Source organism: Pseudomonadales bacterium (assembly GCA_024234165.1).
Classification (GTDB): domain Bacteria; phylum Pseudomonadota; class Gammaproteobacteria; order Pseudomonadales; family UBA5518; genus UBA5518.
The window spans coordinates 256053-275769 of record JACKOP010000001.1 but is presented as its reverse complement, the minus strand read 5'-3'; the positions used below and the strand labels follow the sequence as shown (position 1 = coordinate 275769).

18 protein-coding genes are annotated in these 19717 nt (G+C 63.6%); 11 read left to right on the top strand and 7 right to left on the bottom strand.

Translation table 11 applies throughout. The features are described 5' to 3' along the window. Positions 1-6: 6 nt before the first annotated feature. Together H7A12_01130 and gloB are read right to left on the bottom strand one after the other, a co-directional pair. Positions 7-1665, bottom strand: coding sequence for a LysM peptidoglycan-binding domain-containing protein (locus tag H7A12_01130; protein MCP5319431.1), 1659 nt, complete (start codon positions 1663-1665; stop codon positions 7-9). Further along, positions 1662-2450: a hydroxyacylglutathione hydrolase gene (gloB, locus tag H7A12_01125; protein ID MCP5319430.1), complete on the bottom strand. Its 789-nt coding sequence runs from the start codon at positions 2448-2450 to the stop codon at positions 1662-1664. Before gloB ends, H7A12_01130 begins: the two co-directional genes overlap by 4 nt. 103 nt (positions 2451-2553) lie before the next feature. On the opposite strand from gloB, the gene H7A12_01120 reads away from it, so the two are divergent. From H7A12_01120 to sohB, 5 genes are all read left to right on the top strand, one after another. Then, positions 2554-3315, top strand: a complete 762-nt coding sequence (locus tag H7A12_01120) for a methyltransferase domain-containing protein (GenBank protein ID MCP5319429.1) — start codon at positions 2554-2556, stop codon at positions 3313-3315. A gap of 11 nt (positions 3316-3326) precedes the next feature. Next, complete coding sequence (gene rnhA / locus H7A12_01115) at positions 3327-3779, top strand: ribonuclease HI (protein MCP5319428.1); 453 nt, start codon at positions 3327-3329, stop codon at positions 3777-3779. A gap of 2 nt (positions 3780-3781) precedes the next feature. Beyond that, positions 3782-4495, top strand: a complete 714-nt coding sequence (gene dnaQ, locus H7A12_01110) for a DNA polymerase III subunit epsilon (protein MCP5319427.1) — start codon at positions 3782-3784, stop codon at positions 4493-4495. 94 nt (positions 4496-4589) lie between these two features. After that, positions 4590-6257, top strand: a complete 1668-nt coding sequence (locus H7A12_01105; protein MCP5319426.1) for a hypothetical protein — start codon at positions 4590-4592, stop codon at positions 6255-6257. Between the two features lie 27 nt (positions 6258-6284). Continuing rightward, entirely contained in the window at positions 6285-7376 is a 1092-nt protein-coding gene (sohB, locus tag H7A12_01100) for a protease SohB (protein ID MCP5319425.1), read from the top strand. A gap of 5 nt (positions 7377-7381) precedes the next feature. On the opposite strand, the gene H7A12_01095 is transcribed toward sohB, so the two are convergent. Further along, positions 7382-7597, bottom strand: a complete 216-nt coding sequence (locus H7A12_01095; GenBank protein MCP5319424.1) for a hypothetical protein — start codon at positions 7595-7597, stop codon at positions 7382-7384. Positions 7598-7734: 137 nt separating this feature from the next. Here H7A12_01095 and mobA point away from each other — a divergent pair, with 137 nt between their 5' ends. Continuing rightward, positions 7735-8370 (top strand): molybdenum cofactor guanylyltransferase, encoded by a 636-nt coding sequence (mobA, locus tag H7A12_01090; protein MCP5319423.1) that lies wholly within the window; start codon positions 7735-7737, stop codon positions 8368-8370. Positions 8371-8411: 41 nt separating this feature from the next. Continuing rightward, complete coding sequence (locus tag H7A12_01085; protein MCP5319422.1) at positions 8412-9554, top strand: CoA transferase; 1143 nt, start codon at positions 8412-8414, stop codon at positions 9552-9554. Between the two features lie 32 nt (positions 9555-9586). On the opposite strand, the gene H7A12_01080 is transcribed toward H7A12_01085, so the two are convergent. Continuing rightward, entirely contained in the window at positions 9587-10432 is an 846-nt protein-coding gene (locus H7A12_01080) for an SPFH/Band 7/PHB domain protein (GenBank protein MCP5319421.1), read from the bottom strand. 32 nt (positions 10433-10464) lie between these two features. Next, complete coding sequence (locus H7A12_01075) at positions 10465-10914, bottom strand: NfeD family protein (protein ID MCP5319420.1); 450 nt, start codon at positions 10912-10914, stop codon at positions 10465-10467. A 79-nt stretch (positions 10915-10993) separates the two neighbouring features. On the opposite strand from H7A12_01075, the gene H7A12_01070 reads away from it, so the two are divergent. Both H7A12_01070 and H7A12_01065 read left to right on the top strand, forming a co-directional pair. Next, positions 10994-11671 (top strand): TIGR00153 family protein, encoded by a 678-nt coding sequence (locus tag H7A12_01070; protein MCP5319419.1) that lies wholly within the window; start codon positions 10994-10996, stop codon positions 11669-11671. Positions 11672-11688: 17 nt separating this feature from the next. Beyond that, the gene (locus H7A12_01065) at positions 11689-12957 is read left to right on the top strand and encodes an inorganic phosphate transporter (protein ID MCP5319418.1); all 1269 of its coding nucleotides are present in this window, start codon (positions 11689-11691) and stop codon (positions 12955-12957) included. Positions 12958-12985: 28 nt separating this feature from the next. On the opposite strand, the gene H7A12_01060 is transcribed toward H7A12_01065, so the two are convergent. After that, on the bottom strand, positions 12986-13426 hold the full coding sequence (locus H7A12_01060) for a VOC family protein (GenBank protein ID MCP5319417.1): 441 nt from the start codon (positions 13424-13426) through the stop codon (positions 12986-12988). Positions 13427-13614: 188 nt separating this feature from the next. Between H7A12_01060 and H7A12_01055 the strand changes: the two genes are divergently transcribed. Continuing rightward, positions 13615-14841: a cytochrome P450 gene (locus tag H7A12_01055; GenBank protein MCP5319416.1), complete on the top strand. Its 1227-nt coding sequence runs from the start codon at positions 13615-13617 to the stop codon at positions 14839-14841. 94 nt (positions 14842-14935) lie between these two features. On the opposite strand, the gene H7A12_01050 is transcribed toward H7A12_01055, so the two are convergent. Beyond that, on the bottom strand, positions 14936-17200 hold the full coding sequence (locus H7A12_01050) for an arylsulfatase (protein MCP5319415.1): 2265 nt from the start codon (positions 17198-17200) through the stop codon (positions 14936-14938). A 335-nt stretch (positions 17201-17535) separates the two neighbouring features. Between H7A12_01050 and H7A12_01045 the strand changes: the two genes are divergently transcribed. Then, positions 17536-19704, top strand: coding sequence for a TonB-dependent receptor (locus H7A12_01045; protein MCP5319414.1), 2169 nt, complete (start codon positions 17536-17538; stop codon positions 19702-19704). The last annotated feature ends 13 nt before the right edge of the window (positions 19705-19717 follow it).

Genomic DNA, 19717 nt, shown 5'->3' with positions numbered 1-19717 from the left:
AACTGCTCAGCGTGTGCGTGCAACGCGTGCGACGGGTTTTGGCGGATGCAGCACAAGGATCTGGCCAGGGTGGATCAGCGGGCGCGACCGATCGATACGGTTCCACGCGAGCAGGTCGGCCACGCGGACACCGAAGCGCGTCGCGATACGTGCGATCGAGTCGCCCGCACGGACGGTGTAGCGCTGCGCTGACGCGGTCGAGGAGGCGCCCGCTGCCACTGCCACGGCAGGATCGTTGCCGCCGCGCACCCGCAATTTCTGTCCGACACGCAAGGTCATGCGTGTGTCGATACGGTTCAGCGCCACCAGTTCGGCGGTGGGCACGCCGAAGCGACTGGCAATGCCCGACAGCGTGTCACCGGCGCGCACCGTGTAGATACCCTGTTCCTTCAGGGCCAGAGTCTCGCTGGTCGCGAACTGGCGACGCGGCAGAACCGCATCATCCGGCAACAGCAACCACTGGCCTTCCCTGAGCTCGTCGCCGTTCGACCCATTGATTGCACGCAGCGCATCGACGCTCGTCCTGTGCAAACGGGCGATCGCGAGCAGCGTGTCGCCCTTGCGAACGCGATAGCGTTCGCCCTGCCTCTGCGCCGGCGCGTTCGCGGGTGCGTGCGCGAGAGCTGCGACGAACCGGTCGCGGTCCTCAGCCGGAACCAGTACGGAGTTGCTGGACTGCGCCGGCGTGATGCCGCGTCCGTACGCCGGATTGACACCGCGCAGTTCCTGCGCGTCGATGCCGGCACGCGATGCCACACGATTGAGATCGATCCGTGCTCCGACCTCGACCGGAACCCAGGAAGCGGAGTCCGGCAGTGCGGACAGTGCGACGCCGTGTTGTTCGGGTGATTCGAGCACACGCGACAACGCGATCAGTTGTGGCACGTAATTGCACGCTTGCGCCGATAGCGGCAGGGACCAGTAGTCGGTGGGTTTGCCGAGACGACGGTTGCGCTCGATCGCACGTTGCACGTTGCCCTCGCCGGTGTTGTAGGCGGCCAGCGCGAGATACCAGTCACCGTCGAAGCGCTTGTGCAGTTCTTCGAGATAGTCGAGAGCGGCGTCCGTCGACGCGACCACATCCTTGCGCCCGTCGTAGTGACCACTTTGCTGCAGGCCGAGGCGCGCACCGGTGCCTGGTGTGATCTGCCACAGTCCTGCCGCTCGGCCGGGGCTGACGGCATTCGGGTTATAGCCGCTCTCGATCACCGGCAGCAGCGCGATTTCGAGCGGCATGTTGCGTTTTTCGAGTTCGCCGACCACATAGTGCAGATACGGGGAAGCGCGCGCTTCCAGATGGTCGAACAATCGCTGCCGGTACGCGAAGGAATCGATGTAAAGATCGATGCGTCCGTTGTCGACATCACCGCCGAGTCCGTAACCCGCTCGCACGCGTGCCCAGAGATCCCGGTCTCCCTGTGCCTCTGCGGCGTAGGTACCCAGCAGTGACTCGGGCACACAGCGCATGCCGTCGTCGGCTGCGTCTTCCTGTACCGGCCAATAGCCAAGCTGGTCGTAGACGCTGGTGCGTTCGCGCATGCCTTCCGGGGTTCCCGGCAGGTGCAGCGCAACGCGCTGAGCACATCCGGTGCTCAGCACCGATGCGACTGCGATGGGAAGCAGCCGCCGCAAGTGGCGGGCTACGACCAGACGGGTCTGGATCATCCGCGAAATACGTCCTTCCAGGAACGGATCACTGCAAAGACATCCGGATCGCCCGTGAGTTCCCGACCGGCGTGTGTGGCTGCGGCACCACGCACCCCTGCCGTGTGGGCGCGCAGGAACGGGTTGGTCGCAAGCTCGAGCGCGAGTGTGGAGGGTACGGTGGGTTCACCGCGAGCGCGTGCGGCGCGGTCTGTTTCGCTGCGATTTTGCAGTCGTGCGTTGTCGGGCTCCACGGCAAGCGCGAAGTCGATGTTGCCCAGCGTGTACTCGTGCGCACAGAACACGCGAGAATCTGCCGGAAGCGCCGCCAGACGTTGCAGGGATGCGTACATCATGCGGGCGTCGCCTTCGAAGATCCGCCCGCAGCCGCAGGCGAACAGGGCGTCGCCGCAGAACAGCAGCGGTGCCATCGTCGCATTGCCGGGAATGAAGTACGCGATGTGATCGAGCGTATGTCCTGGCACGGTGATCACCGTCGCTGGCGAGCCGAGCACGTCGATCGTGGCACCATCTCCGAGTGGTCCGGTCACGCACGTCGCGGGAGATTCGCGAGGACCGTAGACCGGGACGTTCGCATAGCAGGAGCGCAAATCGTCGACCCCACCAACATGATCGGCGTGGTGGTGTGTCACGAGAATCGCCGCAAGTGCGAGATGGCGTTCCTGCAGTGCGGCAATCGCCGGAGCGGCGTCGCCGGGATCGACGATGACGGCGCGACCGTGTCCGTCTTCGATCAGCCAGATGTAGTTGTCGGCAAACGCCGGCAACGGATGTGCTGCGAGCATGGCGGCATGAATCCGGGGTCCGGGCCGGGCATGATATAGTGCCTGTCCCGTATTACCAACCCGGATTCACGGTTCCACATGGATCACGCAGGCCGGATCGCCAATGCCAGAAGAACAGCGTGACGACGAGAATGCCCTCCTCGCCGACTGGTTCGACAGTGCGCTCGGCGCGCGTGTGCTCGCCACGGAACGCGAGCTTCTGGATGTGCGCCTGCCGCAACTGTACGGTTTCCACTTGATGCAACTCGGCATCAGTGATCGATTGCGACTCTGTGACAGCAGCATGATCCGTCATCGCTTTGTGCTCGCACGCTCGCCTGCAGCGCGTGCAGTCAGCGCCTGTGCCGAACTGGAGCGACTCCCCATCGACGCTGATAGTGTCGATGTGGCGCTGCTGCACCATGTACTCGAATACAGCGCGCAGCCGCACCAGTTATTGCGCGAGACGGCACGGGTAGTGGTGCCGCACGGGCACCTGCTCGTGCTCGGCTTCAATCCGTGGAGTCTGTTCGGCTTGCGTGCGGGGCTCGCACGTCGGGTTGCGGCACGGCCGGTCTGGCACGGAGCGACGCTCGCGGTGCGGCGCGTGAAGGACTGGCTCGCACTGCTCGGCTTCGCAGTCGAGGATGTGCAGTATCGGATGCACATACCTCCGTTCGACCACGCACCTACACTGGCCCGACTCGCTGGCGCCGATCGTCTGGCCGCTCGTCTGGAGCTCCCGGCGGGCGCGATCTACATGATTCATGCTCGCAAACAACTCGGCTCGCTGACGCCGGTGCGTCCTGTGCGCCGGGTGATCCGCCCGCGACTCGCTGCGCTGCCGCTCGCCTCACCGAGCGTGCGTGACACGACCTTGCACTGAACCCGTACCGGATGAAGCAGGTCGAAGTGTTCACCGACGGTGCGTGTCGCGGCAATCCGGGTCCGGGTGGCTGGGGGGCGCTGCTGCGCTACGGTGAGAGCGAGCGGGAATTGTACGGCGGGGAAGTGCTCACCACGAACAACCGGATGGAACTGACTGCAGCGATTCGCGCACTGGGCGCGCTGCGCGAGCCGTGCGATGTCGACCTGTACACCGATTCCCAATACCTGCGCGACGGTGTGACCCGGTGGATGGCGAACTGGAAGCGTCGCGGTTGGCGCACCGCCGACCGCAAGCCGGTGAAGAACGTCGAACTCTGGCAGGCACTGGAGCGAGAGGCGGCGCGCCACCAGGTGCGTTGGCACTGGGTGCGGGGCCATAGCGGTCACGACGGCAACGAGCGCGCAGACCGTCTCGCCAATCGGGGTATCGATGAACTCGCGTTCGACAAGGGGAGAGCATAGCGATGCGTCAGATCGTCCTCGATACCGAAACGACGGGGCTCGAACCAGCGCAGGGGCATCGTGTGGTGGAGATCGGTTGCGTCGAGATGCTGGACCGGCGTCTCACCGGAAGGCGATTTCACTGCTATCTCAACCCGGGCCGTCCGGTGGACGAGGGCGCTGTCGAGGTGCACGGACTGACCGATGTGTTCCTCGCGGACAAGCCGGCATTCGCCCAGGTGGCAGACGAGTTTCTGGCCTTCGTGCGTGGTGCAGAGCTGATCATCCATAACGCCCCGTTCGATCTCGCATTTCTCGACGCCGAACTCGCGTCGCTCGGTGAAGACCGTGGGCGCATGGCGGATTACTGCACGCATACCGACACGCTGGTGCTGGCGCGTGCGCGCCATCCGGGCCAACGCAACAGTCTCGATGCGCTGTGCAAGCGTTACTTCGTCGACAACTCGCAGCGTGAACTGCACGGTGCATTGCTCGATGCGGAGATCCTTGCCGACGTCTACCTCGGCATGACGGGAGGACAGACCGCACTCGAGCTTGGTGGTGATGCACAGACCCTGGTGGACGGGAGCACGCAAGTGGCACAGATACGTCGTCTGTCGGCGGGGCGGCCGCGCATGCGTGTGCTGGCGGCCAATGCCGAGGAAGTCGCGGCACACCACCAGCGCCTGCAGGAGATCGCCAAGGCGAGTGGAGGCAAGTGCCTCTGGCAGGAGTGATGGTTGCTGTGGGCGTCTATACTGGATCGGGCAACGGCGCATCGCGGAACAGGGTCTGCAGCGCGCCTCGCGCATCGTCCACGGAGGTCCCCCGGTGTCCCGAGTCAGCATCGCGTCGCTGGAGATTGCGCGCCCGGAACTCGAACGTCTGATCGATACGGCGTACGAGTGTTGCCGGCGCTCCTGGCAGGATGATGCGGATGCGCGTGAGCAGTGCGCAACGCTGCTGCGTCAGGCCGACGGCGTGCTGCGCATGCTGGAACTGCACGATGCGGCGCAGCTTGCCCGTGATATGGGGCTGACCCTCGGTGAGGAACGGATTGCCCCTGGGCACGAGAACCTGCTCGAGGCAGCATTTCAGGTTCTGATGCGCTATCCCGCATACGTCTGTACACGGCGTGAACCACGCCCCGAGTTGCTGCGTCCGGAGCATGACGCGCTGCGCATGGCAGGCCGACTCGAGCCGCTGTCGGATGCAAGCTTCTTGCCGGCCCTGGGCCTGCCTGGCTGCCACTGCCCGGCGCGCGAGCCGTCGGCACAGCCGGATGCGGAGCTGCCACGACGCTTGCGCCATCTGTATCAACTCGGACTGCTGGCAGTCGTGCGCGGGCGTTTCGATCCGGTACATGTACACATGATGCGGCGTGCGAGCGACCGCATGCTGGAGCTTGCGGGCGGCAGTGAGGCAGGTGAGCGCTGGTGGCTGCTCGGTGGTGTGCTCGAAGGCTTTGCGAACGGTGCCTTGCGAGCAACGCCGGAGCGCATCCGCGTACTGCGCACCGGAGATGGCTGGCTGCGTGCGTGGACGCGTGACCCGACGCAGCGTGGAGCGGCGCTTCATCCGGAGCAGCGCAGTGTGCTGCTGTCGCTGGTGACACGCATCGACGGTGGTCAGCGTGTCGACGAAATTCGCAGTCTGGCGCATCTCGTGTCGATACTGCCGGATGATGCAACGCTCGCGCGCGAGCGCCGGCGACTGCTCGGAGTGCCGGACGACGACGCTGCTGCAACGATCGCTGCAGTACATGAGGAGTTCCGCAGGGTACGCCGTGCACTCGATGCCACGACGCCCGGATCCGGGGCCGGCACGGAAGTTCTGGCAGAGGTGAACGCAGCTCTGCAGCGTGCGGTGCAGGCACTGACGGCAGGCGGTCTCGCAGAGGTGGCCACGCGTCTGGAACTGCAGTCCGTGCAGATCGAGCACTGCATCGGGACGGGTGTCGAAGCGTCCGTCGAGGAGCTGCAGCGCATGGCCGATGCGGTGGTCGAGGCAGAGGTTGCATTGGACGACTTCGCGCGCGCACGGGGGATCGGGAATGCGTCGGTCGCGGCCGCATTCACCGGTGATACGCTGGCACAGGCACGCAGCATGACGCTGGCGCAGATTCGCGAACACCTCGAATCCGCCAAGCGCGAACTCGCTGCCGTCGTCGATGCCGGCGGTGCAGACCGTCCACCGGCAAGCGTGCGCCAGGGGTTCGAGCAGGTGCGGGGCGCGTTGCGAATGCTTGCCGAGCCGGACGTGGCGTCGATCGCGGAGCGGGCGTGCGATTTGCTCGGTGAGCCTGCTGCCGGGCTGGGCGCGCACGACGCGGCAACCGGCGAGCACCTCGCGGACGTTCTGATCGCACTCGAATATTGCATCGCATCGCTGCAGGCGGGGGATGTACCCGATCGCAGGATCCTCGAGCTGGCGCGTGTGCCCTCGCTGCACCGTGACCATGCAGCGCCGATCGCGGTAGCAGGTGGCGGTATGTGCTAGGCTGCCGCGCGCCATGATCACGAGGCGATGCATGTGTGGGAGTTCATGACGGAATACGGTCTGTTTCTGGCCAAGACGCTGACCGTCCTGGTCGCGGTTCTGATCGCAGCACTCGGTGTGGCCGGAGCCGTCGTGCGCGCCCGCGGTCGCGGCGAGGACGGTCATATCGAGGTTCGCAAGCTCAATCATCGCTTCGATGCGATGCGCGATGCGCTGCATGCCGCAGCGCTCGATGAGCGCGAATACAAGCGCTGGCGCAAGGCCGAACGCAAGGCGGGAAAGGCGCGCCGTGGGCGCGCTGCCACGGACATCACGACTGCTGATGCCGCGGCGACGGGTGCTGCGGCCGACAAGACGCCACGGCGTGTGTTCGTGCTCGGTTTTCACGGTGACATCCGAGCTCACGCGGTGCGCAACCTGCGCGAGGAGATCAGTGCGTTGCTGACACTCGCGGAGCCCGAGGACAGTGTCGTGGTGCGCCTGGAGAGCAGCGGCGGCATGGTCCATGCGTATGGCCTTGCGGCTGCCCAGCTGACGCGCATCCGCGAGCGCGGCATCCCGCTCACCGTATGCGTGGACAAGGTGGCTGCAAGTGGTGGCTACCTGATGGCCTGTGTTGCCGATCGCATCGTGGCCGCCCCGTTTGCCATGGTGGGGAGCATTGGTGTGCTTGCACAGATACCGAATTTCCACCGTCTGCTGAAGAAACACGACATCGATTACGAATTGCTCACCGCCGGACAGTACAAGCGCACGTTGACCGTATTTGGCCGCAATACCGACACCGCCCGGCAGAAGTTCGCCGAGGAGCTCGAAGACACTCACGCGTTGTTCCGCGAATTCGTGCAGCGCTATCGTCCGGGGCTCGACGTTGCCGCAGTGGCCACCGGCGAGGTCTGGTTCGGCGAACGCGCGCAGGGCCTTGGTCTGGTCGATACGCTGGGAACCAGTGATGCCCTGTTGCAGGACGCCGCACGCGAATCCGACGTGCTGGAGCTGCGCTATGTGGAGCGCCGCGCCATTGGCGAGCGGCTCGGTCTCGCGATCGAGGGCACGGTCCGACGCGGTGTCGAGCAGGCTCTGGACGGGTTGTCGGAGCCGGGTCGACTCACGCGCTGAAGCGACTAACGGCAACCGTGTGCAATGCGTGAGCGCACTTCGCGCAGACGTGCGTGCAGACGGTTCGCCTGGCTGACCGAGTGTGGTCGGCGCAGTTGCTGCACGATCTGCTCGCGCTGGCGCTCCAGGCGGGCACAGTCGTCACGGGTAGTGCCTGCACACATGCCGGAAGCTGGCGCCAATGCCAGGATCGTGGCGAATATCAACAGGGTCTGGCGCATGGGATCTCCCTCCCTGGAAATCGTGCCCAGTTGAACGCGCACGTCCAGTGGAAGTCAACGCGTCTGAGAAATTGCTCGTGTCGTGCGTGCGGCGCTACGGGTGCAGGAAGATGGCACACGCGGCTTCGGGAGTGTCGATGATGGACGAAGGCAGACGAGTGGCGGGTATCGTGCTTGCCGGCGGGCGTGGCAGTCGCATGGGTGAGGGCGGCAAGAGCCTGCGTCGCCTCGGGGATCGCACGCTGCTCGAATGCGTGTGGGAGCGTGCCGCAGGGCAGGTTGGTGTGCTGCTGCTGAATTACAACGATGATCCCGGCGGGCTGCCGGTGCCCGCCGCGACGGTTCTCCCTGATCCGGTTCCCGGCTACCCGGGTCCACTCGCAGGCGTTCTGGCAGGGCTCGAATTCCTGCGCGAACACCGTCCGGATCTGTGCTGGATGGCAAGCTTCCCTTGTGATTCACCCTGGTTCCCGCGGAACCTGGTGTCGCGGTTGCTGATGGAAGCGGAGCGGTGCGGAGCGCCGGTGGCAGTGGCTGCAGCCGACGGTCGAATGCAGCCCGTATTTGCGTTGTGGTCGGTTGTCGTTGCGACGCGCTTGCGCACGGCACTGCTCGAAGGTGCGCAGCGAGGCGTGGGTGCGTTCCTGCGGGGACTGCCCCACGTGTGTGTCGACTGGTCGGCGAGCGATGAAGATCCGTTCTTCAACATCAACACCCCGGAGGAGCTCGCACTGGCCGAGCGGCGTCTGGCAGATGAACGCCGCGGAAGGTAGACTCGCGCGCTCCCCGTCAACGTGTGCAGAGAGGTGTCTTCGTGGGTCCATTGCACGGCAGAAAAATCGTCGAGATCGCAGGCATCGGTCCGGGACCTTTCGCCGCGATGATGTTGGCCGATATGGGTGCAGACGTGATCCGCGTTTCCAGACCATCAAGCGGCATGCTCAGCATGGCCGAGAACGAAAAGCTCGATTTCGGCAATCGTGGCAAGCGCTGCATCGCGCTGAACCTCAAGGATCCGCAAGCCGTCGATGTGGTGCTGCGCCTGATCGACGAGGCCGATGCAATGCTCGAGGGCAACCGGCCGGGCGTAATGGAAAAGCTCGGGCTGGGGCCCGATGTGTGCCTGCAGCGCAATCCGCGGCTCGTGTACGGACGCATGACCGGTTGGGGCCAGGATGGACCGCTGGCACATGCGGCGGGTCACGATCTGAACTACATCGCCCTCACCGGTGCGTTGCATGCAATCGGCGAGAAGGGTGGCAAGCCAGTGGTGCCGCTGAACCTGATCGGTGATTTTGGTGGCGGAGGGCTGCTGCTCGCCTATGGCATCGTTTGCGCGATCCTCGAGGCGCAGTCTTCCGGCAAGGGGCAGGTAGTCGATGCGGCGATGGTCGATGGCGCATCGGCGCTGATGACGATGATGTACGGTGCATTCCAGTCCGGATTCTGGCGCGACGAGCGCGGCAGCAACATGCTCGACGGGGGTTCGCATTTCTACGGCGTCTACGAGACCAAGGATGGCAAGTACGTTTCGATCGGTTCGATCGAACCACAGTTCTATGCACAGTTGCTGGAGAAGCTCGGTCTTGCGGATGAGCAGTTGCCACACCAGCACGACGCACGGCGCTGGGATGCGCTGAAGGAGCGCTTCGCCGCGGTCTTCCGTTCCCGCACGCGGGACGAATGGTGCGCGATCATGGAGGGTAGCGACGTCTGCTTTGCACCGGTGCTGGCGTTGGGCGAAGTGGCAACGCATTCTCACGCCGTGGCGCGTGCCGGTTTCTTCGAGAACGACGGGATATGGCAGCCTGCGCCGGCACCACGCTTCAGTCGCACGGTGCCGGCCACACCGGCGACGGCAGTGCGCATCGGTGCCGACACCGACGCGATCCTGGCGGCAATCGGCTACGACGCACGGCAGATCGAGGCGCTGCGCGGCGCCGGGGCGGTGTACTGAGAGTCGCGTCCGCGCTCGATCGACGCGAATGCCTACTTGCCCAGCATGCCGCGGATTGCGGCTGGCAGGTCGGCCGGAAGCAGCACCAGTTTGCCGTTCTGCGAACCTGCCATCTCGCGTATCGAATTGATGTAGCGCTCGCCGAGCAGGAACATCGCAGGCAGCTCGTTGTCCTTGACCGCCTCGGTGACCAGTTCGATCGCACGCTGGCTGGCCTGGGCAAGCAACACCTGCGCGTCCGCATCGCGTCGCGATGCTTCCAGCCGGCCTTCAGCCTCCAGAATTGCTGCCGTCTTGCTGCCTTCCGCACGCGAGACCGTGGCGCGGCGCTGGCGTTCGGCTGCGGCCTGTTCCTCCATCGCGGTCTGCATCCGCTGCGACGGGTTGATGTCCTGGATCTCCACCGTTTTCAACGTGATGCCCCAGTCGGCGATATCGTCGGAGATCGCTTCCTTGAGTCGCGCCTTGATCTGGTCACGCGAAGACAGTGCATCGTCGAGGTCCATCTCGCCGATGATGGACCGCAGCGAGGTCTGTACCAGATTCTGGATTGCGATGCGGAAGTCCTCGACGCCGTAGACGGCCCGCTCGGGTTGCACGATGTTGATATAGGCGACCGCGTTCACGACGATCACGACGTTGTCGCGCGTGATCACGTCCTGCGACGGCACGTCGAGCACGATATCCTTGGTGGTGACGCGGTAGGCGACCACGTCGACGAAAGGCACGATGATGCTGAGTCCCGGGTTCAGGGTGCAGTGGTACTTGCCAAGGCGTTGCACCACCCATTTGCTGCCTTGCGGAACGATCCGTGCCCCCTTGGAAATGGTGATCAGAACCAGCGCAAAAAATACGATTACCAGGTACAGGCCTTCCATTTTGCCTCCGTTGGGCTGAGGGAAATGTTCTTCTAGTGCCGCGTCACGATCAGCGTGTTGCCCGATACGTCCTCGACCACGACGCGATCTCCTGCCTCGACCGGCTCGGCGCAGAAGAACTGCCATTCCTCTGCGCCAAGCTTGGGCGTGGCGAAGCGCAGCATGCCGCGCTTGTCGCCCGCCGGGGCACGAACCACGAGTGCGGTCTCACCGAGCAGTGTCTCACGGCCCAATCCGGCCTTCGTGTGATCCAGCGTCACCCGACGATAGAAACGGAACCAGGCCCAGGTTGCAACTGCCGATGCCACCGACCAGATTCCGATCTGCCAGGCGAGACTCAGCGAGGGGATCAGAAGTAGAAGGACGCCAACGAGAATCGCCCCTGCACCAAACCACAGCGCGGTAAAGGTCGGCAGGAATATCTCGATCGCCGACAGCGCCATTCCCAGCACCAGCCAGTGCCAATAGAGCATTTTGACCATCCTCCCGGGAGCATCAGCCGTTGCCGCAGTGTAGCTCGCAGTGTAACCTCCGCGCACTTTTCCGAGCACGGAGCCGTGCATGATCTCCAACCCCCTCGGCAGATTGTTCAGTCGATCCCCGCTGTCGGCTCTGCAACGTCACATGGAAAAGGCCCAGGAGTGCGCCAGCGAACTGCTACCGTTCTTCGACGCCACGCTGGCCGGAGACTGGGAGCGCGCACAAACGATCCAGGCCCGTATCCAGCGGCTCGAGCGAGAGGCTGACCAGGTCAAGAAGGAAATCCGCGGCAGCATGCGCAGCGGGCTGCTGATTCCAGTGAATCGTTCCGACGTGCTGGAACTGCTGCGGATGCAGGACAAGATCGCAAACCGCGTACGCGATATCGCCGGACTGATGCTGGGACGGCGCATGATGGTGCCGCCGCAGATGGCGGTTCGCATGCGAGAGTTCGTGATCGCCGCGGTTTCCACTTCTGCGCAGGCATTGAACGCGATCGAGGAACTCGACGAACTGCTCGAAACCGGTTTTGCCGGTCGTGAGACCGCCATCGTGCATGCGATGGTCGGCGAGATCGAGGTGTTGGAAGAGGAGACCGACCGGCTCGAGGTATTCGCACGGGCCGAACTGTTTGCGCTCGAGTCGGAGCTGCCACCGGTCAACGTGATTTTCCTCTACGACATCATCGCCTGGATCGGTGAAGTCGCCGACGTCGCACAGCGGGTCGGCGGTCGCCTGGAACAACTCATCGCCGGTTGACGGGGAGCGAACTGACCATGGAGATGCTGGTAGAGCACGCGCAATTGCTGCTCATCCTCGGTTGTGCGTTCGGCTTTTTCATGGCATGGGGAGTCGGGGCGAACGATGTCGCAAATGCGATGGGTACCTCGGTCGGCAGCCGTGCGCTCACCATCCGTCAGGCGATCCTGATCGCTGCAGTGTTCGAGTTCTGCGGGGCCTGGCTGGCAGGTGGTGAGGTCACTGCCACGATCCGCAGCGATATCGTCGATGCCAACCTCTTTGCACAACATCCCGACCTGTTGGTGCTCGGCATGATTTCGGCGCTCCTGGCTGCAGGGATCTGGCTGCTGGTCGCGACTGCGCAGGGTTGGCCGGTATCGACCACGCATTCGATCGTCGGTGCGATCGCCGGCTTTGCGTCGGTCGGGGTGTCGGTCGATGCCGTGAAGTGGGGCAAGGTACTGTCGATCATGTCGAGCTGGGTGGTGTCACCCGTGTTCGCCGGTGTCATTTCGTATCTGCTGTTCACCAGCGTGCAGAAACTGATCCTCGGGCGTGACGACCCGTTCCGGCAGGCCAAGCGTTTCGTTCCTTTTTATATGTTCTACGTCGGCGCGATGCTTTCGATGGTCACCCTGACGAAGGGCCTGAGCCACATTGGACTCGATCTGTCACTGGGGCAGTCACTGTTGCTGTCGTTCGCAATCGGTCTGCTCGTGATGGTGTTTGGTATCGTGCTGCTCGCTCGCATCAAGTTCGACGCCGAGCTCGACAAGCGTGGCCGGTTCCGCTTCGCAAACGTCGAGCGCGTGTTCGGCGTACTGATGATATTCACCGCGTGTTCGATGGCTTTTGCGCACGGCTCTAACGACGTCGCGAATGCGGTGGGACCGTTGGCTGCAATCGTGTCGGTGATAAACGAGGGCGGCGTGGTCCGCGACGACACGTCCTCGCCGTCATGGATCCTGCTGTTTGGCGCGGTCGGGATCGTCGCAGGCCTGTCGACTTTCGGCTACCGTGTGATTGCGACGATCGGCGAGAAGATCACCGAGCTGACCCCGAGCCGTGGTTTTGCGGCGGAGCTCGGTGCAGCCTCTACGGTCGTGATTGCCTCCGGGATGGGGCTGCCGGTGTCGACCACGCACACACTGGTCGGTGCGGTGCTCGGCGTTGGCCTGGCACGCGGTATCGGTGCGCTGAACCTGCGCGTGATCGGCGGCATTCTGGTGAGCTGGCTGGTCACGCTACCGGCCGGGGCGATCCTGTCGCTCGTGATCTTCCTGGCTTTGCGCGCGCTGCTCTAGGCAGCATCGCTATCGCAGCGAAGCAGCCTCACCAGCTTCCGCTGTTCGGCATCGACAGCCACGGTTCGCGTGGCACCAGTGGTGCACCGCGCTGCAGGAACTCCACCGAGATACCGTCCGGTGAGCGCACGAACGCCATGCGTCCGTCGCGAGGAGGGCGATTGATCGTTACGCCGGCGGCGTGAAGGCGCTCGCAGGTTGCGTAGATGTCGTCGACCGCGTAGGCCAGGTGACCGAAGTTCCTGCCGCCGGTGTAGACCTCGTGATCCCAGTTCCACGTCAATTCCAGTTCGGGTGAGTGCGCACGGACGGCGTTGGTCTGATCCAGCGGAGCAGCGAGATAGACGAGCGTGAAACGCCCGGCAGCATTCTCGTGGCGACGGGTTTCCACCAGCCCCAGAGCGTCGCGCCAGAACGCGAGTCCTGTCTCCAGGTCGCTGACTCGAACCATCGTGTGCAGGTAGCGCATGAGACTCTCCGTTGGTCTGGCCGTTGGTCTGGATCGGGTCGACGGCGTCATCGTAATCTCCGTTCGACCTGAAAATGAATCCACACAGAATCGTAATGTGCCACGTGGTCCCGGAGTGTTGACAGTCATACCGGTGCGGTCGAGACTTCAGGCGAATTCATCATGACCACGTTCAGCAGGAGCAGCGCATGGCTTCGTGTCCGTATGCCGATCTCAGCAGTCCTGATCTCCACTGCGGCGGCGTTCCAGCCGATCTCTATCGGGATCTGCGTGCAGCGCGGTCGGTGCGCATCGATCAACCGATGACGGGAGGCGAAGGTTTCTGGGCTTTCTTCAGACAGGAAGACGTCGACTACATATCGAAACACCCGCTGCAGTTCTCGTCTGCGGCCAAGACCTGCTTCCTGAACGACGTGCCACCCGATCAGGTGGAAATGCTGCGTACGATGATCATCAACATGGATCCGCCGGAGCACATCAAGTACCGGCGCATCATCCGCAACGCCTTCACACCGGCAAAGGTCGAATCGTACGAACCCCGTTTTCGCCAGATCGTGCGTGATGCGGTTGGAGCGGTGCTGGCGCGCGGCGAATGCGAGTTCGTCACCGAGATCGCGTGCGTGCTGCCGCTGATCGCGATCTGCGAGATTCTCGGGGTGCCGATCGAGGATCGCAGCAAGTTCTTCGAGTGGACCAACATCATGCTCGGAGCCGACGACCCTGATCTGTCGACCACGCCCGAGGCAGCGCAGATGGCAGCTGCCGAGCTGTACATGTACTCGGACAAGGTCATGGAGCAGCACCGTGCGGATCCGCGCGACGATATCGTCGGGGCACTGCTGCGAGGAACGGTGGCCGGCGAACATCTGAGCGAAGACGAATTCCGCAATTTCATGATGCTGCTGATCGTCGCAGGCAACGAAACGACCCGCACCATGACTAGCCATGGCATGCGCCTGTTGATGGAGCATCCGGAGCAATACCAGATGCTGGTCGACGATCCTTCGCTGATCCCGGACGCAGTCGAGGAAATACTGCGCTTCAACCCGGCCGTGATCAGCTTCCGGCGTACCGTGACCGAGCCGGTCGAGGTGGGCGGCCAGCCACTCGAACCCGGTGACAAGATCCAGATGTTCTACCAGGCAGCGAGCCGCGATGAAGCATTGTTCGAGGAGCCGGACAATTTCGACATCACGCGCCCGCGACGCGAAGACGTTCGTAATGAGCACCGTGCCTTCGGTATCGGCGAGCATTTCTGCCTGGGGAGCCACCTCGCACGCCTCGAACTGAATATCGTGTTCGAGGAGATCGTGAAGCACATTCGCAATCCGCAACTGAACGGTGACATCAAATGGCTGAGGTCAAACTTCATCCATGGAATCAAGGAGATGCCAATCGTATTTGATGTTGCTTAACAATCTGCACACTCCAACCCTACGAGCAGGCGCTGCTGCCGGTCGACGGGGCGGCGTCGAGGCCCGCATGGCCGCGATCGACGTGCCCAGGGCCTCAGCGCAGTTCGATATCCACGCGCGCGATCGCTGCCCCCGTCAATGGATTGCCGACCGGAACTCCCGCAGGATAGCGTCCGGCAGGCGAACCGGTGTCGGTGCCGATGTCGAAGGTCTCGTCGATCGAGAAGTGCGAGGGTGGGGTGACTGCGATGCGTTCCTGGCCGAGTACGCGCTCGCCATCGCTCAGGGTGAACGTCCCACCCTTCGCGTAGCCACCGCCGTCGTAGGCGAACTCCAGCCGCAGCGTGTGCCGTCCCGGTGCGAGCGCCTGTGGACCAGCGAGGCGCAGTCTGCCCAGTTCGAAGGCGCGGTACTCGAACACCGGTTTGCCGCCGCCGTCGAGGTGCAATGACCAGCCGCCGACCGTTCCACCGACGGTAGCGATCACTCCGCGGACGATACCCGCGCCCTCCGGAATGTCGAGGGTGGCACGCAGCTCCCACGAGCGACTGACAAACTGCGGTGCCTGGCTCTCCGGGATCCCGACCGTGCCGGCGTAGTACGTGAATTCGGTTCGTCCCTCGCTCAGGTTCGGCATCGGAGTACGCGTGTCGAGCGAGCTGCGCAACGGCAAGATGCCAAGGCGTTGCGCCTCCTGGTCGAACAGTGCCTGCATCGCGCGCAACTTGTCCGGCATCTGCGCGGCCAGGTTGCGGGCCTGACTGAAATCCTCGTCGAGGTGATACAGCTCCCACACATCATCCTCGAACGGCGTCGGCCCCATGCGCAGGCCGACGGTCCAGGGCAGGCGGTCGTGACGCGCCGACGCCAGCCAGCCGTCGTGGTAGATCGCCCGGTGGCCGTGCACCTCGAACAGCTGGGTGGACTTGTGCTCCGGGGCGTCGGCGCGCAGGATGCTCGGCAACAGGCTGGCACCGTCCAGCGGCCGTTGCGCCACGCCGTCCACTTGCTCCGGCATTGCGAGCCCGACCGCGTCGAGAATCGTCGGCGTGATGTCGTTCACATGCGCAAACTGGCTGCGCAGGCCTCCGCGGTCAGCGATCCGCGCCGGCCAGCTCACGACCATTGGGTTGCGGGTGCCGCCCAGATGTGAAGCCACCTGCTTCACCCACTGGAAAGGCGTGGTCAGCGCCCAGGCCCAGCCCGCGTTGTATTGCGGGAAAGTGTCGGGTCCGCCGATGTCCTCCAGGCGTGCGAGCTGCGTGGCCAGCGGTTCGCGCAGTCCCTGCAGTGCGCCGCTGTAGTTGATGCTGCCCTCGAGCCCGCCTTCGGCGCTGCTGCCGTTGTCGCCGGCGATGTAGACGAACAGCGTGTTGTCGAACTGGCCGGAGTCCTTCAACGCCTGCACCAGGCGGCCGACCTGCGCGTCGGTGTGCGCGAGGAAGCCGGCGTAAGCTTCCATCAGACGTTCGGCCACGATCTGCTGGTCCCGGTTCAGGCTGTCCCAGGCGGGCAGTTCCGCGGGGCGAGCCGTAAGCTCGGCATTCGCGGGGATCACGCCGAGTTGCTGCTGGCGGCGGAAGATCTGCTGTCGCAGTGCATCCCAGCCTCCGGAGAATTGGCCCCGGTACCGCTCGATCCAGTCCTTGGGCACCTGCAACGGAGCGTGCGTGCCGCCAGGCGCGAAATACAGCAGGAACGGCTTGTCGGGAGTGATGGAGTGCTGGGCGTGCAGCCACGCGATCGCCTGATCGGCCATGTCCTCGCTCAGGTGATAGCCCTCACCCGGGGGGCGACGAACCGGCGTGGTGCCCTCGTAGAGCGTGGGTTCGAACTGGTCGGTCTCACCTCCCAGGAACCCGTAGAACTTCTCGAAGCCGAGCCCGGTCGGCCAGCGGTCGAACGGGCCCGAGGGCGAGGTTTCCCAGACGGGGGTCAGGTGCCACTTGCCGATGGCCGCGGTACTGTAGCCATTGCGGCGCAGCAGTTCCGCGATGGTGGTGGTTTCCTTGCGCAGCACGCCCTGATAGCCCGGGTAGGCATTGGAAGAGTTCAGAACCGCGCCCACGTTGGCGGCATGGGGGTTGCGACCGGTGAGCAGCGATGCGCGCGTCGGGGAGCAGATGGCGGTGGTGTGGAAACGGTTGTAGCGCAAGCCCTCGCGAGCCAGCGCATCGAGCGCCGGAGCGGCCACCGGACCGCCAAAGGTAGACGTAGCGCCGAAACCGACATCGTCGAGCAGTACCAGCACTATGTTCGGGGCCCCTGCGAGGGCCTGGATATGGGGGATGGACGGTGGCGTGTCGGCGGCTGCGGACAGGGCGGCGAGAACGCTGGTGATGCCGAAACATACGGCCATGCACCTGCGTGCGAGTCCGCGGTACGTCGTGGCGATAAAGTAACTGTCCATCGGCATCGACTTTTGTTCCGGCGGGGCGAGGGACGAACTCTCGGCCGCGTCATGATTTGAGCACTTGGTGAAGCCCGGACGATAGCGGACAGCGGCGGGCAGGGCAATAGGGGGGAGTGGCAACGGTCGGACTCGAGTTCCCTCGACCGTTTTCTGTTGTCCCGTTCTCTGGGCTATCGGCAACCTGCGTCGCATCATGCATTCGCATGATGCACCCGGGACGCTTGGCGTGCTACGTTCGGTTCTCACGACAACAGTCCAGAACGTCAAAGGGGAACCTGTCCATGTTTGCTCGTCGCACTCTGCTTTCGGTGTCCGTTGGACGGTTGCTTACTGCGATCTGCGTGATGCCGGTGTTCTCGCTGCCGGTCGGTGCGCAGGAGACGGCAACGGCCGGGCTCGAGGAAATCGTGGTTACCGCTCAGAAGCGCGAGGAAAGTCTCCAGGATACGCCGATCTCGATCGCTGCCCTGGATAGCGGAATGCTCGAACGAAGGAAGATCGCCTCCCTTCCGGACATGATGGCGGTGATTCCCAACCTGCAGATTTCCCCCCACCCGAATACCGGAACCACGGTACGTGCGATGATTCGGGGCATCGGTGAAGCGTCGGCGGTACAGACACGTGACAATCCCGTTGCCGTCTACGTGGATGGCGTATACGTCGGTCGCGGACAGGGACTGGGCAGCGACTTGGCTGAGCTGGAGCGCATCGAGGTGCTGCGTGGCCCACAAGGCACCCTGTACGGCCGCAATGCCACCGCCGGTGCGATCAACTTCATCACCAAGGCACCGATTCTGGGTGAGTTCGGTGGACAGCAGAGCTTCACGTTCGGACGCTTCGACGAGTTCAGGTCGCGTTCGTCGATCAATGTTCCGCTTGGCGAAACGGCTGCGCTCAATCTTACCTATGCGCGTGTCCTGAAGGACGGTTTCATCGACAACCACGGCCCGGGCAGCAAGCGCTTCGGCGATGTTGACCGCAAGGGGCTCAGGGGCGCACTGCTGTGGGAGCCCCTGGCGGAGTTCCAGCTTCGCTACACCTTCGATGCAACGTGGCTGGGTGATACCTCGCTGTACGTGGCACAGGTGCCATATTACCCGGGGTCGGCGAAACGCCCCAGCCATGGCAATGCCGGGTGGAAGGCGCTGCGGCCAGCCGACTCGCGTATTCGCGGACACAACCTGACGATGAGCTACGAAGTCTCGGACAACCTGACGATCCGCTCGATCACCGGCTACCGCGACCTCATCGACAAGACCAATCAGGCATACAACCCGGGACCGGTGATTCCTTTCCTCTTGCCACTGTATAACGAAGCCTGGACCGACCAGAAGCAGTTCAGCGAAGAGCTGCAGTTCATCGGCAACACGCTGGAGGATCGGCTCAAATACGTCGGGGGTATCTACTACTTCGACGAATCCGGTGATGGCGGCAACAATACCTTCATCACTGGCTTCCAGGGACCGCGAAATTTCGACTGGAAGAACAAGGCCTACGCGGTGTTCGGGGAAGGCACCTGGACACCGGCCATCCTCGACGACAGGCTGCATATCACGCTCGGTGCGCGCAGATCGTGGGACAAGCGCGACGCCAGCGTGCTGGGCTTTTCCGTGATCGGTAACCAACCACCGGCCCTTGTCCTGCAAGGAAATGGCTCGCGCAGCTTCAGTGACACCAGCCTGTCCGGATCGGTGCAATTCGATATCACCGACAGCGTCAACGTGTTCGCCCGGATCGCAGAAGGGTACAAGACCGGCGGCTTCAACCCGACCGCGAGTACCTCTGCTGCCTTTGCGGCAGGATTTGGCCCTGAAAGCCTGATCTCGTACGAAGCGGGTCTCAGATCGGAGTTTCTCGATCGGCGTGTGCGCTTCAACGCAACCGTGTTCTACAGCGACTACGACGATATCCAGACCAACGTGTTCAACCCGAACAATACCCGGATCTTCGACGTCATCAACGCGGGCAAGGCGAAGATCAAGGGGGTCGAGGCGGACCTGAGCGTGCTCGTGGTCACCGGACTGGTCGTCAGCGCCAGTTATGGCCATATCGATCCGGAGTTCAAGGAAGTGGTCGACCTGGGCGGAAACGACATCACCTCGATGTTCAGGTTTCCTCACGCACCGAAGACCAGCTATTCGATCAACGCGGATTACACCTCACCCGAGACTCCGATCGGTACGGTACAGGTCAACGTGAATTACTTGTGGCAGGACAAGTTCTTTGGCGTGACCTCGCAGCCGAACCTGATCGTCGACTCGTACGGACTGGTGAATGCACGCGTCGCTTTGCTGGACACAGCCGGGATCGAGGGCCTCGAGCTTGCGATCTGGGGCAAGAATCTTGCGGACAAGGAGTACCTGGCCACCCACTGGGGCTTTGGTCCGGTACCAGTCGGTCTGTTCGGTGATCCACGCAGCTACGGCCTGGATGCAAGCTACCGTTTCTGAGGATGAGGTGCAC